Raw genomic sequence first — 15,304 nt, forward strand, 5'->3', positions numbered from 1 at the left:
CTGTGGAGGCGGCGGTGATGTGCGGTCGTGGCGCATCTTTGCGTGAGAGCGCCCCATGACCGCACATCACCGAGTCGCCCGGAGGCTCAGGCCTCCGCGGGGGGCGCGAGGACGACGTCGACTGCCAGCGGGCCCTCGCCCGCGACGACCTCCAGCGACGCGATCCGGCCGGCCTCGACCAGGTCGCCGCGCGCGGCCTCGACCAGCGGCATCTGCTCGGCCGGCGCGGTCACCGTCGCGGACTCGACGTCGGCCCGCATCGAGACCTTGGCGTCGGACTTGGCCTTGCGGACCCCGGCCAGCGAGGCCGCCACCACCGACACCACCGCGGGGTCCCCGCCGGCCGGCAGCTCGGTGGCGGCCGGCCACGGCGCGCGGTGCACCGAGCCCGGCTGCCACCAGGACCAGACCTCCTCGGTGACGAACGGCAGCACCGGCGCGAACAGCCGCAGCTGCACCGACAGCGCGAGCGCCAGCGTGGCCCGCGCGGACCCGGCGGCCGGCCCCGACCCGTAGGCCCGGGACTTCACCAGCTCCACGTAGTCGTCGCAGAAGGACCAGAAGAACGCCTCGGCGACCTCGAGCGCGCGGGTGTAGTTGTAGGACTCCATCGCTGCGGTCGCCTCGTCGACGACCGCCGCCAGCCCGGCCAGCAGGCCACGGTCGATCGGCTCGGTGATCCGGTCGGCGGCCGAACCGAGGTCCACGTCGACGGCGCCCAGCCCGAGCACGAACTTGCCGACGTTGAGGATCTTCATCGCCAGCCGGCGGCCGACCTTCATCTGCGCCTCGTCGAACGGCGAGTCCGCCCCCGGCCGGGCGCCGGCGGCCCGCCAGCGCACCGCGTCGGTGCCGTAGCGCTCCAGCACGTCGATCGGCGTGACGACGTTGCCCTTGGACTTCGACATCTTCTTGCGGTCGGGGTCGACGACGAAGCCGGAGATCGTCGCGTGCGTCCACGGCACCGTGCCGTGCTCGAAGTGCGAGCGGACGACGGTGGAGAACAGCCAGGTCCGGATGATGTCGTGGGCCTGCGGGCGCTGGTCCATCGGGAAGACGTGCGCGAACAGCTCCGGGTCGGTGTCCCAGCCCGAGGCCACCTGCGGCGACAGCGACGAGGTCGCCCAGGTGTCCATGACGTCGGGGTCGGCGACGAAGCCGCCCGGCTTGCCGCGCTGGTCCTCGGAGAAGCCCGGCGGGACGTCGGAGGACGGGTCGACCGGCAGCGACTCCTCCGGGGCGAGCAGGGGCTCGTCGTACACCGGCTCACCGGAGGAGTCCAGCCGGTACCAGACCGGGAACGGGACGCCGAAGAACCGCTGGCGGCTGATCAGCCAGTCGCCGTTGAGCCCCTCGACCCAGTTCTCGTAGCGGTACCGCATATGCTCGGGCACCCACTGGATCTCGCGACCCCGGGCGATCAGCGCCGCGCGCAGGTCCTCGTCGCGGCCGCCGTTGCGGATGTACCACTGGCGCGTGGTGACGATCTCCAGCGGGCGCTCGCCCTTCTCGTAGAACTTCACCGGGTGGGTGATCGACCGCGGGTCGCCGTCCAGGTCGCCGGACTCGCGCAGCATCTCCACGATCCGCTGCTGGGCGCTGAACACGGTCTTGCCGGCCAGCTCGGCGTACCGGTCGGCGGGGACGCCGGGCGGCGCGTCGGGCAGCAGCCGGCCGTCCCAGCCGACGACCGCTCGGGTGGGCAGCTGCAGCTCGCGCCACCAGGTGACGTCGTTGAGGTCGCCGAAGGTGCAGATCATCGCGATGCCCGAGCCCTTGTCCGGCTCGGCGAGGCGGTGCGCGACCACGGGCACCTCGACGTCGAACAGCGGCGTCCGCACCGTCCGGCCGAACAGCGGCTGGTAGCGCTCGTCGTCGGGGTGGGCGACCAGCGCGACGCAGGCGGGGATCAGCTCCGGCCGGGTGGTCTCGATGAACACCGGGCCGTCGGCGGTGTGGAACGAGATGCGGTGGTAGGCGCCGGGGCGCTCGCGGTCCTCGAGCTCGGCCTGCGCGACCGCCGTGCGGAACGTGACGTCCCAGAGGGTCGGCGCCTCCTGGGCGTAGGCCTCACCGCGGGCGAGGTTGTGCAGGAAGGCGCGCTGCGCGGTGGCGCGGGAGGCCTCCGAGATCGTCCGGTAGACGTTGTGCCAGTCCACCGACAGCCCGACCCGGCGCCACAGCTGCTCGAAGGCGCGCTCGTCCTCCTCGGTCAGCCGCATGCACAGCTCGACGAAGTTGCGCCGCGAGACCGGCACCTGGTCCTTGCCCGGCTTGGCCGGGGGCTGGAAGTCCCCGTCGTAGGGGAGCGAGGGGTCGCAGCGGACGCCGTAGTAGTTCTGCACCCGGCGCTCGGTGGGCAGGCCGTTGTCGTCCCAGCCCATCGGGTAGTAGACGTGCTTGCCGCGCATCCGCTGGTAGCGGGCGACGATGTCGGTGTGCGTGTAGCTGAACACGTGCCCGACGTGCAGGGATCCGCTGGCCGTCGGCGGCGGGGTGTCGATCGAGTACGTCTGCTCCCGCGGGGCGGAGAACGCGGCCGCGCGGTCGAAGGCGTAGGTGTCGCCCTCGGCCCAGCGGGCGGCCCACTTCTCCTCGAGCCCGTCCAGCGACGGCTTCTCCGGTACACCGGCGCCCGCTCCGGGGACGGAGGTCTCCGGGGTGTGGATGTCGGTGGTCATGCCGTTCATCGTAGGTAGTCGGTGACTGGCATCCTGGGGAGGATGAGCAGCAGCCGGGACGCCGATCTCGCCCGCGTCGAGAAGGAGCTGCTGGCCCGCTGGCCCGAGACGCGGCTGCAGCCCTCGCTGACCCGCATCTCCGCCCTGGTCGACCTGCTCGGGGCCCCCCACCGGGCCTACCCCGTCGTCCAGGTGGCCGGCACCAACGGCAAGACGACGACGGCGCGGATGGTCGACGAGCTGCTGCGCGGCTTCGGCCTGCGGGTGGGCCGGTTCACCAGCCCGCACCTGCAGTCGGTGCGCGAGCGGATCGTCCTCGACGGCGAGCCGGTCAGCGCGGAGCGGTTCGTCGAGACCTACGACGACATCGCGCCCTACGTGCAGATGGTCGACGCCGCCGGCGAGCACCCGATGAGCTTCTTCGAGGTCGTGGTCGGCATGGCCTACGCCACCTTCGCCGACGCCCCGGTCGACGTCGCGGTCATCGAGGTCGGGATGGGGGGCACCTGGGACGCGACCAACGTGGTCGACGCCCGCGTCGCCGTCGTCACCCCCGTCGCGCTCGACCACGCCGAGTACCTCGGCCCGGACGTCGGCACGATCGCCGGCGAGAAGGCGGGGATCATCAAGCGCGACGCGGTCGCGGTGCTGGCCCGCCAGCAGCCCGCGGCGCTCGACGCGCTGGTCCGCCGCGCGGTCGAGGTGGAGGCCGTGGTCGCGCGCGAGGGCACCGAGTTCGGTGTCCTCGACCGGCGGGTCGCCGTCGGCGGGCAGCAGCTGCGGCTGCAGGGCCTCGGCGGTGAGTACGAGGAGGTCTACCTCCCGCTCTTCGGCGCGCACCAGGCGCAGAACGCCGCGACCGCGCTCGCCGCCGTCGAGGCGTTCCTCGGCGCCGGCGCCGCGACCGGGCCGATCGACCAGGAGACCGTGCGCGCCGCGTTCGCCGCCGTCCGCTCACCCGGCCGGTTGGAGCGGGTGCGCAGCAGCCCGACGGTGCTCGTCGACGCCGCGCACAACCCGGCCGGCATGGCCGCCACGGTCGAGGCGATCCGGGAGTCGTTCGACTTCACCCGGCTGGTCGGCGTGGTCGGCGTGGTCCACGGCAAGGACGTCGAGGGCATGCTGCGCGAGCTGGAGACCGTCTGCGCCGAGCTCGTGGTCACCCAGAACAGCTCGTCGCGCGCGATGCCCGCCGACGAGCTCGGCACGCTGGCCGTCGACGTCTTCGGCGCCGACCGGGTCAGCGTCTCGCCGCGGCTGCCCGAGGCCCTGACCGAGGCCGTGGAGCTGGCCGAGGCCGGTCCGGACGACGCGCTGGGCGGCTCCGGCGTCCTGGTCACCGGCAGCGTGATTACGGCGGGGGAGGCCCGCACGCTCATGGGCGGGAAGCAGCCGTGACCGCGGCCGACCCGGTGCGGGCGGCCCGCGCCCTGCGCGGTGCGGCGGCCGGCGTGCTGGTGCTCGAGGGCATCGCGGTCCTCCTCGTGCCGCGCGGCATCGCGCAGACCGAGGAGGGCCTGGGCGGCGTGCGGCTGACGCTGCTGCTGGTGCTGGCCGTCGTCCTCGTGCTGGCCAGCGGGGTGCAGCGCCGTCCCCACGGGTTGGTGGCCGCCACCGCGCTGCAGGTGCCGCTGCTGCTCACCGGTCTGATCAACAGCGTCATGTGGTTCGTCGGCGGTCTCTTCGTGCTCATCTGGCTGTACCTGCTGCAGGTCCGCAGGGAGCTGCTGGGCTCGCCGTTCGCCGAGCCGGGCCCTCGTCAGGACGACGACGCCGGGACGGGTGCCGCGTAGGCTCCGCGCTCGTGTCCGAAGCCACCGCAGAACGCACCCTGGTCCTCGTCAAGCCCGACGGCGTCGCCCGTGGCCTGGTCGGCGAGGTGATCTCGCGCCTGGAGGCCAAGGGCCTGCGCCTGGTCGCCGCCGAGCTGCGCACGCTGACCCGGGAGGTCGCCGAGGAGCACTACGGCGAGCACCGCGAGAAGCCGTTCTTCGGTCCGCTGGTCGAGTTCATCACCGGCGGCCCGCTGCTCGCGCTCGTCGCCGAGGGCCCGCGGGCGGTCGAGGCGTTCCGCGCCCTGGCCGGCGCCACCGACCCGGTGAAGGCCGCGCCCGGCACCATCCGCGGCGACTTCGCCCTCGAGGTGCAGAACAACATCGTCCACGGCTCGGACTCCGACGAGTCCGCCGCCCGCGAGATCGCGCTGTTCTTCCCGAAGCTGGGCTGAGGAAGGGCCGCTTCGCTCCAGGCATAGGAGGCAATGCATACGTCCCGGCCACCCGGGACGTATGCATTGCCTCCTATGCCTGGGCAGGGGGAGGGCCGCCCGCGACCCGTCTACCCTGGACGGGTCATGAACGGTGAATCGCTGTACCCCCGTCTCGAATCGCTCCTCGCGCAGGTGCAGAAGCCGATCCAGTACGTCGGCGGTGAGCTGAACGCGCAGGTCAAGGCGTGGGACGACGTCGCCGTCCGCTGGGCGCTGATGTACCCGGACGCCTACGAGGTCGGGCTGCCCAACCAGGGCCTGATGATCCTGTACGAGGTGCTCAACGAGCGCCCCGACGCCCTCGCCGAGCGCACCTACGCCGTCTGGCCCGACCTCGCCGCCCTGATGCGCGAGCACGGCGTCGGCCAGTTCACCGTCGACTCGCACCGCGCGGTCGCCGACTTCGACCTGCTCGGCGTCAGCTTCGCCACCGAGCTGGGCTACACCAACCTGCTCGAGGCCCTCGACCTCGCCGGGCTCCCGCTGCACGCGACCGACCGCGACGAGACGCACCCGGTCGTGGTGGCCGGCGGGCACGCCGCGTTCAACCCCGAGCCGATCGCCGACTTCGTCGACTGCGCCGTCCTGGGCGACGGCGAGCAGGTCGTCGGCGACATCACCGACGTGGTGCGGGCGTGGAAGGAGCAGGGCCGCCCCGGCGGGCGGCTGGAGCTCCTGGCCCGCCTCGCCCGTGTGGACGGCGTCTACGTGCCGCGGTTCTACGCCGTCTCCTACGCCCCCGACGGCGCCATCGCCGCGGTCACGCGCACCCGGGACGACGTCCCCGCGCGGGTCGGCAAGCGCACCGTCATGGACCTCGACGAGTGGCCCTACCCGAAGACGCCGCTGGTGCCGCTGGCCGAGAGCGTGCACGAGCGGATGAGCGTGGAGATCTTCCGCGGCTGCACCCGCGGCTGCCGGTTCTGCCAGGCCGGGATGATCACCCGCCCGGTGCGCGAGCGGACCATCACCGGCATCGGCTCGATGGTCGACCAGGGCCTGCGTGCCACCGGGTACGAGGAGGTCGGGCTGCTGTCGCTGTCCAGCGCCGACCACTCCGAGATCGGCCAGATCGCCAAGCAGCTCGCCGACCGCTACGAGGGCACCAACACCGGGCTGTCGCTGCCGTCCACCCGCGTCGACGCCTTCAACGTCACCCTCGCCAACGAGCTGTCCCGCAACGGCCGGCGGTCCGGCCTGACCTTCGCCCCCGAGGGCGGCAGCGAGCGGATCCGCCGGGTGATCAACAAGACGGTGTCCAAGGACGACCTCGTCCGCACCGTCACCACGGCCTACGCCAACGGCTGGCAGCAGGTGAAGCTTTACTTCATGTGCGGTCTGCCGACCGAGACCGACGCGGACGTGCTGGAGATCGCCGAGCTTGCGGTCGAGGTCATCCGCGCCGGCCGGGAGGCCAGCGGCCGCAAGGACATCCGCTGCACGGTGTCGATCGGCGGGTTCGTGCCCAAGCCGCACACGCCGTTCCAGTGGGCCGGGCAGGCGAGCGCCGAGACGATCGACTCCCGGCTCAAGCTGCTGCGGCAGGCCATCAACGCCGACCGCCGCGTCGGCCGCTCGATCGGCCTGCGCTACCACGACGGCAAGCCGGGCATCGTCGAGGGCCTGCTCTCCCGCGGCGACCGCCGCGTCGGCCGGGTGATCGAGCGGGTGTGGCGCGAGGGCGGCCGGTTCGACGGCTGGAGCGAGCACTTCTCCTACGAGCGCTGGACCGCCGCCGCGGCCGCCGAGCTCGGGCCCCTCGGCGTCGACCTCGACTGGTACACCACCCGCGAGCGCGGCCAGGACGAGGTCCTGCCCTGGGACCACCTGGACTCCGGGCTGGACAAGGAGTGGCTCTGGGACGACTGGCAGGACGCCCTCAGCGAGGAGGAGGTCGCCGACTGCCGGTGGACCCCCTGCTACGACTGCGGCGTCTGCCCGACCAACGGCACCGAGATCCAGGTCGGTCCCACCGGGCGCAGCCTGCTCCCGCTCACGGTCGTCGGCCGCTAGTGGCCCGCCAGCCCGAGGGGCCGCCCCCGCCGCCCACCGCGCAGAAGCTGCGCCTGCGCTACGCCAAGCGCGGTCCGCTGCGCTTCGCCTCGCACCGCGACCTCGCCCGCGCCCTGGAGCGGGCGCTGCGCCGCGCGCAGGTGCCCATGGCCTTCTCCGCCGGCTTCTCGCCGCACCCGAAGATCTCCTACGTCGGCGCGGCGCCCACCGGCGCGGCCAGCGAGGCCGAGTACGTGGAGATCGGCCTGGCCGAGCGGCGCGAGCCCGAGGAGGTGCGCGCCGCGCTGGACGCCTCGCTGCCGCCGGGCATCGACGTCCTCGAGTGCGTGGAGGCCTCGGGCTCCGGGTCGCTGGCCGACCGGATCGATGCCGCGACCTGGCGCGTGGAGCTGCCGGGGGTGGCGCTGGCCGAGCTGGCGCCGGCCGTCGAGGCGTTCCTCGCCGCCGACGTGGTCACCGTCGAGAAGCGCACCAAGAACGGCCTGCGGGACGTCGACGCGCGGGGGGCCGTGGCCAGCGCGTCGGCGGCCGAGGAAGCGGGTTGTGCCATACTGCACATGGTCGTCCGGCAGGTGACGCCCGCCGTTCGACCCGACGACGTGTTGGCCGCCCTGGTTGCCGTCGCCGACCTGCGCCCGCCGTTGCCCCCTCGGGCCGTGCGTGAGGCGCAGGGCCGGCTCGACGACAACGGGACCGTGGCCGACCCGCTCGGCCCGGACCGCGTCGCGGGCACCCGCTGCCAGGGGGAGCCCGCCACGGTCTGACCGGTGGGCCCCGGGGCCGCACGCCGTCGAGCGGCACGGCTGCCAGACGTGACGCACCCCGAGATCTCGCACACCGAAGGACCCGCACCACCGGCGCCCGGCCGCGGCAACTCCTCGCCCGGACACCGACCCCAGACTTCGCGGGTCGCGCCTGCCGCCGCACCCGGCGCGGGGGCCCGACCCGTCCGACCCCGTGCTCCTGCGCGGCCGCCAGTCCCTGCGATCGGCGCCCGGGAGCACCACACAGGAGGCGAGCCACGCGTGGCCGACCAGACAGACGACAGCACGACCACCCCGGCCGACGAGGGCCTCGACCCCGCGGCCCTGCCCCAGGGCACACAGGCCGCCGAGGCCGAGGACGACGTCCGCGCCGCCGAGGCCGGCGAGGACGACGCCGGCGAGCACGTCGCCGCCGTCGAGGAACTCGCCGCCGCCGAGGAGGACGCCGAGAGCCCCGAGCCGGTGGCCGCCGAGCCCGAGGAGCCCGAGGAGCCGCTGGTCCCCCGCTTCGGCGCCCAGTTCAGCTCCCCGGAGCCCACGGCCGTCATCGCCCGTCCCCGCCGGCGGGCCACCCGCCCGGCCGGCGCGGCCGACCCCGGCGACCACCCGCCCGCGCCGTCCGCGCCGCCCACGATCCCGGCGTTCGTGAGCTTCGTCGCGCCCGCCGAGACCGACGTCGCGCCCCCGCTCCGCCGGCGCAGCCGCCGTCCGCTCGCCGAGTCGCCGGCGGTCGAGGAGACCGACGTCGAGCCGGTGGAGGACGACGAGGACGAGATCCCGGCGCCCCGCTCGCGGCGCAGCCGCTCCCGCCGCCGCTCCGGCGGCGGGGACGAGAGCCCCGCGACCGGCGAGGACACCGAGACCGACATCGACACCGACGCCGACGAGGAGCGGACGGACGCCGAGGGCGACGCCGGCGCCGACGACACCGAGGACAACGGGGCCGGGGGCAGCCGGCGCCGCCGCCGGGGCCGGCGCGGGCGTGGCCGTGGACGCAGCGGGGAGGACGCGGCCGACACCGAGGGCGACGACGACTCCGTCGACGAGGACACCGACGAGGAGCAGGGCGCCGACGAGACCGACGAGGACGGCGACACCGACGCCGAGGGCGGCGAGGACACCGCCGAGGGCGACGAGGGCGAGGCCGGCTCGAGCACCCGCCGGCGGCGCCGGCGGCGCCGGCGCGGGACCAGCGGAGAGGCCGGCGAGGCCGTCGCGGAGACCGACGACGACCGTCCCGAGCGGGCCGGCCGCAACGGCCGCACCACCAGCGACGACGACGTCAAGGGCGTCACCGGCTCCACCCGGCTGGAGGCCAAGCGCCAGCGCCGCCGCGACGGCCGGGACAACGGCCGCCGCCGGGCGCCGATCCTCACCGAGGCCGAGTTCCTCGCCCGCCGCGAGGCCGTCGACCGCAAGATGGTCATCCGCCAGCGCGGCGAGCGCACGCAGATCGCCGTCCTCGAGGACGACGTGCTCGTCGAGCACTACGTGACCCAGGCGCAGGCGACGTCCTTCGCCGGCAACGTCTACCTCGGCCGGGTGCAGAACGTGCTGCCCAGCATGGAGGCGGCCTTCATCGACATCGGCAAGGGCCGCAACGCCGTCCTGTACGCCGGTGAGGTCAACTGGGACGCCGCCGGGCTGACCGGCAAGCAGCGCTCCATCGAGCAGGCGCTCAAGTCCGGCGACAAGGTGCTGGTGCAGGTCACCAAGGACCCGATCGGCCACAAGGGCGCCCGGCTCACCCAGCAGGTCAACCTGCCCGGCCGTTTCCTGGTCTACGTGCCCGGGGGCTCGATGACCGGCATCAGCCGCAAGCTGCCCGACACCGAGCGGCAGCGGCTCAAGGACGTCCTCAAGAAGATCGTCCCCGAGGACGCCGGCGTCATCATCCGCACCGCCGCCGAGGGGGCCTCCGAGGAGGAGCTGACCCGCGACGTCGCCCGCCTGCAGGCGCAGTGGGACGTCATCCAGAAGAAGGCCGAGTCCTCCGCCAACGCCCCGACCCTGCTCTACGGCGAGCCCGACCTGGCCATCCGGGTCATCCGCGACGTCTTCAACGAGGACTTCAAGGAGCTCGTCGTCCAGGGCGACGACGCCTGGGACACCGTCGAGGCCTACGTCGCGCACGTGTCCCCGGAACTGGTCGGCCGGCTGACCCGGTTCACCGGCGAGGGCGACGTCTTCCGCGACCTGCGCATCGACGAGCAGCTGACCAAGGCCCTCGACCGCAAGGTGTGGCTGCCCTCGGGCGGCTCCCTGGTCATCGACCGCACCGAGGCGATGACCGTCGTCGACGTCAACACCGGCAAGTTCACCGGCTCCGGCGGCAACCTCGAGCAGACCGTCACGCGCAACAACATGGAGGCGGCCGAGGAGATCGTCCGCCAGCTCCGGCTGCGCGACATCGGCGGCATCATCGTCATCGACTTCATCGACATGGTGCTCGAGAGCAACCGCGACCTGGTGCTGCGGCGGCTGACCGAGTGCCTGGGCCGCGACCGCACCAAGCACCAGGTCGCCGAGGTCACCTCGCTGGGCCTGGTGCAGATGACCCGCAAGCGGGTCGGCCAGGGGCTGCTCGAGGTCTTCTCCGAGCCGTGCGAGCACTGCCGCGGCCGGGGCGTGATCGTGCACGTCGACCCGGTGGACGAGAAGCGCCGCGGCAACGGCGGTGGGGGCAACGGCCGACGCGACCAGCAGCGCGGTGGCAGCAGGGACAACGGTGCCCGCGACGACGGCAAGGACGCCGTGCCGGCCGAGACCGTGGCCGTCGGCGCCGAGGCGCCGGCCGCGGGCAGCCCCGACGGCGAGGGCGAGGGTCAGCGCTCCGGCGGTGGCCGGCGCAACCGCGGCCGCCGCAACCGCGGCCAGTCCGGCGAGGAGCGCGCGGCCGAGGACGCCGCGGTGCTCGCCGCCGCCGGTGGAGCCGCTGAGGACGCCGGGACGCCGGACGCCGGGACACCGGACGCAGAGGTGGCCGCGGTCGAGCCGGACCAGCCCGACGCAGTGATCCCGGAGGCGGCCCCTGAGCCCGTCGCCGAGGAGCCGGCCGCCGAGCCCGCTGCCGAGCCGGCCCCCGCTCCGCAGCCGGTCCCCGCGCAGCAGACGCCCGCCGAGCCGGTGGACCGGGCCGTGGAGGGGGAGCGGTCCGACGACGACGAAGCCGTGCCCGCGGGCGCCGGCCCGGACGACCCCGGCCCGATGGACGCCGAGCCCCCCGCGGAGCTGGTGCCCGCCGACACACCGTCGTCCGGCGGGGCGACGGAGGAGGCCCAGCCGCCGGTGGCCGACGACGGCAGCGGGACCGCTGTGCCGGTCACCCGCCCGCGCCGCCGCCGGGCAGCCAGCCGGCCGGCCGGACCGCCCGCGTCCTGAAGAAGGACCCCCTTGCCCCCCGCCGCTCGCAGGCTCGCGGCGGGACCCTGCAAGGGGGCCAGGGTCCTTCCACGGTGGGGAGCAGGGGTTCTTCCCCGTTCGACTGGAGGAAGGACCCCGCCACCCCCCACCGCTCGCGAGCTCGCGGTGGCACCCTGCGGCAGAGCCGTCGGGGCTCGGGTACGCTGATCGGGTTGCACCGCCCCGGGCCGCGCACCTCGCGGTGCCGCCTGGGAGGCGGGCAGCCCGTCCAGCACCCGGCGCCCGACGTCCGGGCGCACGCAGGACACGACAGAAGCGATCGAGGAGTTCAGTGGTGTACGCAGTCGTGAAGGCCGGTGGCCGGCAGCACAAGGTGGCCGTGGGCGACCGGTTCACGGTCAACCGTCTCGTGGGTGAGGCGGGCGACACCGTCACCCTCCCGGCCCTGCTCCTGGTCGACGGCGACACCGTCACCAGCGACCCCCAGGCGCTGGCCGGCGTGACCGTGACCGGCGAGATCGTCGGCCACGGCAAGGGCCCGAAGATCCGCATCCACAAGTTCAAGAGCAAGACCGGCTACCACAAGCGTCAGGGGCACCGTCAGCCCCTCACCGACGTCGTGGTCCGCGACATCACGAAGGGCTGACGACTTCCATGGCACACAAGAAGGGCGCCTCGTCCTCCCGCAACGGCCGCGACTCGAACGCACAGCGCCTCGGCGTCAAGCGCTTCGGTGGTCAGGTCGTGAAGGCCGGCGAGATCATCGTGCGCCAGCGCGGTACCCACTTCCACCCGGGTCTCGGCGTCGGCCGCGGCGGCGACGACACGCTGTTCGCGCTGCAGCCGGGCGCGGTCACCTTCGGCACCCGGCGGGGTCGCAAGACCGTCTCCATCACCGCCGTCGAGGCCTGAGGAAGGACCCCTCTGCCCCCACCACCCGCATGCTCGCGGCGGGGCCCTGCAGAGGGGCCGACAGCACACTCCCCACGCTCACGAGCGCACGGGCCACCGGCCCGTGCGCTCGTGGCGCTTGACAGACCAGAGACAGGAGGCGGCGCGGACATGGCCGCTTTCGTCGACCGCGTGGTCGTGCACGTCGCCGCCGGCAACGGCGGGCACGGCGTCGCCTCGATCCACCGCGAGAAGTTCAAGCCGCTCGGCGGTCCCGACGGGGGCAACGGCGGCAACGGCGGGGACGTCGTCCTCGAGGTCGACCCCAACGTCCACACCCTGCTGGACTTCCACCACCACCCGCACCAGAAGGCCGGCAACGGCCGCCCGGGTGCGGGCAGCAACCGGCACGGCGCCCGCGGCGAGGACCGCGTCCTGCGCGTCCCCCCGGGCTCCGTGGTCAGCACCCCCGACGGTCGGGTGATCGCCGACCTGGTCGGCGCCGGCACCCGCGTCGTCCTCGCCCACGGCGGCAAGGGCGGCCTCGGCAACGCCGCGCTCGCCAACCCCCGCCGCAAGGCCCCGGGTTTCGCGCTGCTCGGCGAGCCGGGCGAGACCCTCGAGGCCGTCATCGAGCTCAAGAGCATCGCCGACGTCGGCCTGGTCGGTTTCCCCTCGGCGGGCAAGTCCTCCCTGATCGCGGCCATGTCCGCCGCGCGACCCAAGATCGCCGACTATCCGTTCACCACGCTGGTGCCCAACCTCGGGGTGGTCCGGGCCGGCGACACCGTCTTCACGATGGCCGACGTCCCCGGGCTCATCCCCGGCGCGTCCGAGGGCCGCGGGCTGGGCCTGGAGTTCCTCCGGCACATCGAGCGCTGCGCCGTCCTCGTGCACGTCGTGGACATGGCCACGATGGAGCCCGGGCGCGACCCGGAGAGCGACATCGAGGCGCTGCAGCACGAGCTGGCGCAGTACCGGGAGGACCTCGTCGACCGGCTGCGGGTCGCCGTCCTCAACAAGATCGACGTGCCCGACGGGCGGGAGCTGGTCGATCTGGTCCGGGAGCCGCTGGAGGCGCGTGGCCTGGCGGTCTTCGCGGTGAGCGCGGCGACCGGCGAGGGGTTGCGCGAGCTCGGCTTCGCCCTGGCCCGGGCGGTCGAGGAGTACCGCGCCGCGCTGCCCGAACCCGAGCCGGTGCGGGTCACCCTCACCCCGCGGGCGGTGGACGACAGCGGCTTCACCGTCGAGCGCGACCCGGACGACGAGGGCGCGTTCACCGTGCGCGGTGTCAAGCCCGAGCGCTGGGTGCGCCAGACGGACTTCACCAACGACGAGGCCGTCGGCTTCCTCGCCGACCGCCTCAACCGCCTCGGTGTCGAGGACGCGCTGGCCGAGGCCGGCGCGCAGGAGGGGGACGCGATCACCATCGGCGACGTCACCTTCGACTTCGTGCCGACGCTGCCGGCCGGCACGCTGAGCGCCGAGGAGACCGCCGGGCTCGGCGGCCGGGGCACCGACTCGCGCATCGACGCCCCGCACCGGGTCCGCGCCGAGGAGCGACTGGCCGCCAAGCGGGCCCGCCGGGTGCCCTACGAGCTCACCGAGACCTGGACCGACGACGACCTGCCCGAGGACGACGAGTGACTCTGCGGGCGGAGATCGCCGGTGCGCGGCGGGTCGTGGTCAAGGTCGGCTCCTCGTCCCTGACCAGCCTGCCCGGCGGGCTGGACGAGCAGCGCCTGGCCGCCCTGGTGGACGTCCTCGGTGCGGTGCACGGGCAGGGCCGAGAGGTCGTCCTCGTCTCCTCGGGGGCGATCGCCGCCGGCCTGGCCCCGCTCGGGGTGGCCGGCCGGCCGCGGGACCTCGCCACCGCCCAGGCCGCGGCCAGCGTCGGCCAGCTGCGGCTGGTGCAGACCTACGCCGACGCCTTCGCCCGGCACGACGTCACCGTCGGCCAGGTGCTGCTGACCGCCGACGACCTCACCCGGCGCAGCCACTACCGCAACGCCCAGCGCACGCTGGAGCGGCTGCTCACCCTCGGCGTGCTGCCCATCGTCAACGAGAACGACACGGTGGCCACCGAGGAGATCCGGTTCGGCGACAACGACCGGCTGGCCGCGCTCGTCGCGCACGTCGCCCGGGCCGACGCGCTGTTGCTGTTCAGCGACGTCGACGGCGTCTACGACGGCGACCCGCGGCAGGGCCCGGCGCAGCTGATCGACACCGTGCGCGACCCGGCGGACCTCGGCGAGGTCACCCTCGGCACCGCCCGCCGCAACGGCGTGGGCACCGGGGGGATGGCCACCAAGGTCGAGGCCGCGCTGATCGCCGCGCACGCCGGCGTCCCCGTCGTCGTCACCTCGACCGCCCAGGCCGCCGCGGCGCTGGCCGGGGACCAGGTGGGCACCCGCTTCGCCGTCATGGGGCCGCGCCCCCGCGCCCGCCAGTTCTGGCTGCGCTTCGCCACCCGCCCGCGCGGCCGGCTGCACCTCGACGAGGGCGCGGTCCGGGCGTTGCGCGAACGCGGCGCCTCGCTGCTGCCGGCCGGGATCACCGAGGTGGCGGGGGAGTTCCTCGCCGACGACCCCGTGGAGCTGGTCGGTCCCGACGGCGTCGTGGTGGCCCGCGGCCTGGTCGCCTACGACGCCCGGGAGCTGCCGCCGCTGCTGGGCCGCAAGACCAGCGAGCTGGACCCGGAGTACCAGCGCGAGATCGTGCACCGCGACGAGATGGTGCTGGTGCGGCGCCCGTCCCTCGGCTGAAGGAGGACCTCGCCCCTCTCCGCCCGCGCACGCTCGAGCCGAGCCTCCGGGCGAGCCAGCCTGCGAGCGGTGTGGGGCAGAGGGTCCTTCACGGCAGGACGGCGACGGCGTCGACCTCCACGAGGAGGTCGGGCTCGCCGAGGGCGGTGACCTCGAGGAGGGTCACCGGCTTGACCAGGTCGAGGCCGAGACGCTCGGCGGCCCGGCCGACCCCCGCACCGAGGTCCGCGAGCTTCTCCGGCGACCAATCCACGACGTAGATCGTCAGCTTGGCGACGTCCGCGAAGGTGCCGCCCACCGACTCGAGCGCGGTGGCCACGTTCAGGTAGGCCTGCTCCACCTGCGCCGCGAGGTCGCCGGCGCCCACCGGCTCCCCGTCCGCCGTCCGGGCCACCTGGCCGGCCAGGTAGACCGTGCGGGACCCGGTGGCCACGGCCATCTGGCGGTAGTGCTCGGGGGCGGGGATGCCGGGCGGGTTGGACAGCTCGATCGACATGGCGACCTCCTGGCGGCGAGACGTGACGTTGTTATGTAACACCGTTGCGCTATGCTTGGCAA

General features: G+C 74.2%; 12 protein-coding genes. 10 read left to right on the forward strand and 2 right to left on the reverse strand.

The genetic code is table 11. The annotated features are described in order from the left end of the window. Positions 1-86 precede the first annotated feature (86 nt). Positions 87-2,681: a valine--tRNA ligase gene (gene valS / locus ACU610_RS00770; RefSeq protein ID WP_446765821.1), complete on the reverse strand. Its 2,595-nt coding sequence runs from the start codon at positions 2,679-2,681 to the stop codon at positions 87-89. Positions 2,682-2,723: 42 nt separating this feature from the next. Between valS and folC the strand changes: the two genes are divergently transcribed. The 10 genes from folC to proB all read left to right on the forward strand — a co-directional run bounded on the left by folC (position 2,724) and on the right by proB (position 14,746). Beyond that, positions 2,724-4,079 (forward strand): bifunctional tetrahydrofolate synthase/dihydrofolate synthase, encoded by a 1,356-nt coding sequence (gene folC, locus ACU610_RS00775; protein WP_446765822.1) that lies wholly within the window; start codon positions 2,724-2,726, stop codon positions 4,077-4,079. Beyond that, entirely contained in the window at positions 4,076-4,474 is a 399-nt protein-coding gene (locus tag ACU610_RS00780; RefSeq protein ID WP_446765823.1) for a DUF4233 domain-containing protein, read from the forward strand. Before folC ends, ACU610_RS00780 begins: the two co-directional genes overlap by 4 nt. Before the next feature lie 11 nt (positions 4,475-4,485). Next, positions 4,486-4,908, forward strand: coding sequence for a nucleoside-diphosphate kinase (ndk, locus tag ACU610_RS00785; RefSeq protein ID WP_446765824.1), 423 nt, complete (start codon positions 4,486-4,488; stop codon positions 4,906-4,908). 126 nt (positions 4,909-5,034) lie between these two features. Then, on the forward strand, positions 5,035-6,963 hold the full coding sequence (locus ACU610_RS00790) for a TIGR03960 family B12-binding radical SAM protein (RefSeq protein ID WP_446765825.1): 1,929 nt from the start codon (positions 5,035-5,037) through the stop codon (positions 6,961-6,963). Then, positions 6,963-7,727: a TIGR03936 family radical SAM-associated protein gene (locus ACU610_RS00795; RefSeq protein ID WP_446765826.1), complete on the forward strand. Its 765-nt coding sequence runs from the start codon at positions 6,963-6,965 to the stop codon at positions 7,725-7,727. Before ACU610_RS00790 ends, ACU610_RS00795 begins: the two co-directional genes overlap by 1 nt. A gap of 261 nt (positions 7,728-7,988) precedes the next feature. Next, positions 7,989-11,108, forward strand: coding sequence for an Rne/Rng family ribonuclease (locus ACU610_RS00800; RefSeq protein ID WP_446765827.1), 3,120 nt, complete (start codon positions 7,989-7,991; stop codon positions 11,106-11,108). A 316-nt stretch (positions 11,109-11,424) separates the two neighbouring features. Further along, complete coding sequence (gene rplU / locus ACU610_RS00805; RefSeq protein WP_446765828.1) at positions 11,425-11,736, forward strand: 50S ribosomal protein L21; 312 nt, start codon at positions 11,425-11,427, stop codon at positions 11,734-11,736. An 8-nt stretch (positions 11,737-11,744) separates the two neighbouring features. Beyond that, positions 11,745-12,002, forward strand: coding sequence for a 50S ribosomal protein L27 (gene rpmA, locus ACU610_RS00810; protein WP_135140668.1), 258 nt, complete (start codon positions 11,745-11,747; stop codon positions 12,000-12,002). 150 nt (positions 12,003-12,152) lie between these two features. Beyond that, positions 12,153-13,628, forward strand: coding sequence for a GTPase ObgE (gene obgE, locus ACU610_RS00815; protein WP_446765829.1), 1,476 nt, complete (start codon positions 12,153-12,155; stop codon positions 13,626-13,628). Next, complete coding sequence (proB, locus tag ACU610_RS00820) at positions 13,625-14,746, forward strand: glutamate 5-kinase (RefSeq protein ID WP_446765830.1); 1,122 nt, start codon at positions 13,625-13,627, stop codon at positions 14,744-14,746. Before obgE ends, proB begins: the two co-directional genes overlap by 4 nt. Before the next feature lie 88 nt (positions 14,747-14,834). Here the strand turns inward: proB and ACU610_RS00825 are convergent, their stop codons facing one another. Beyond that, on the reverse strand, positions 14,835-15,242 hold the full coding sequence (locus tag ACU610_RS00825) for a RidA family protein (RefSeq protein ID WP_446765831.1): 408 nt from the start codon (positions 15,240-15,242) through the stop codon (positions 14,835-14,837). Positions 15,243-15,304: the final 62 nt, after the last annotated feature.

It is taken from the genome of Geodermatophilus sp. URMC 61, assembly GCF_052931555.1.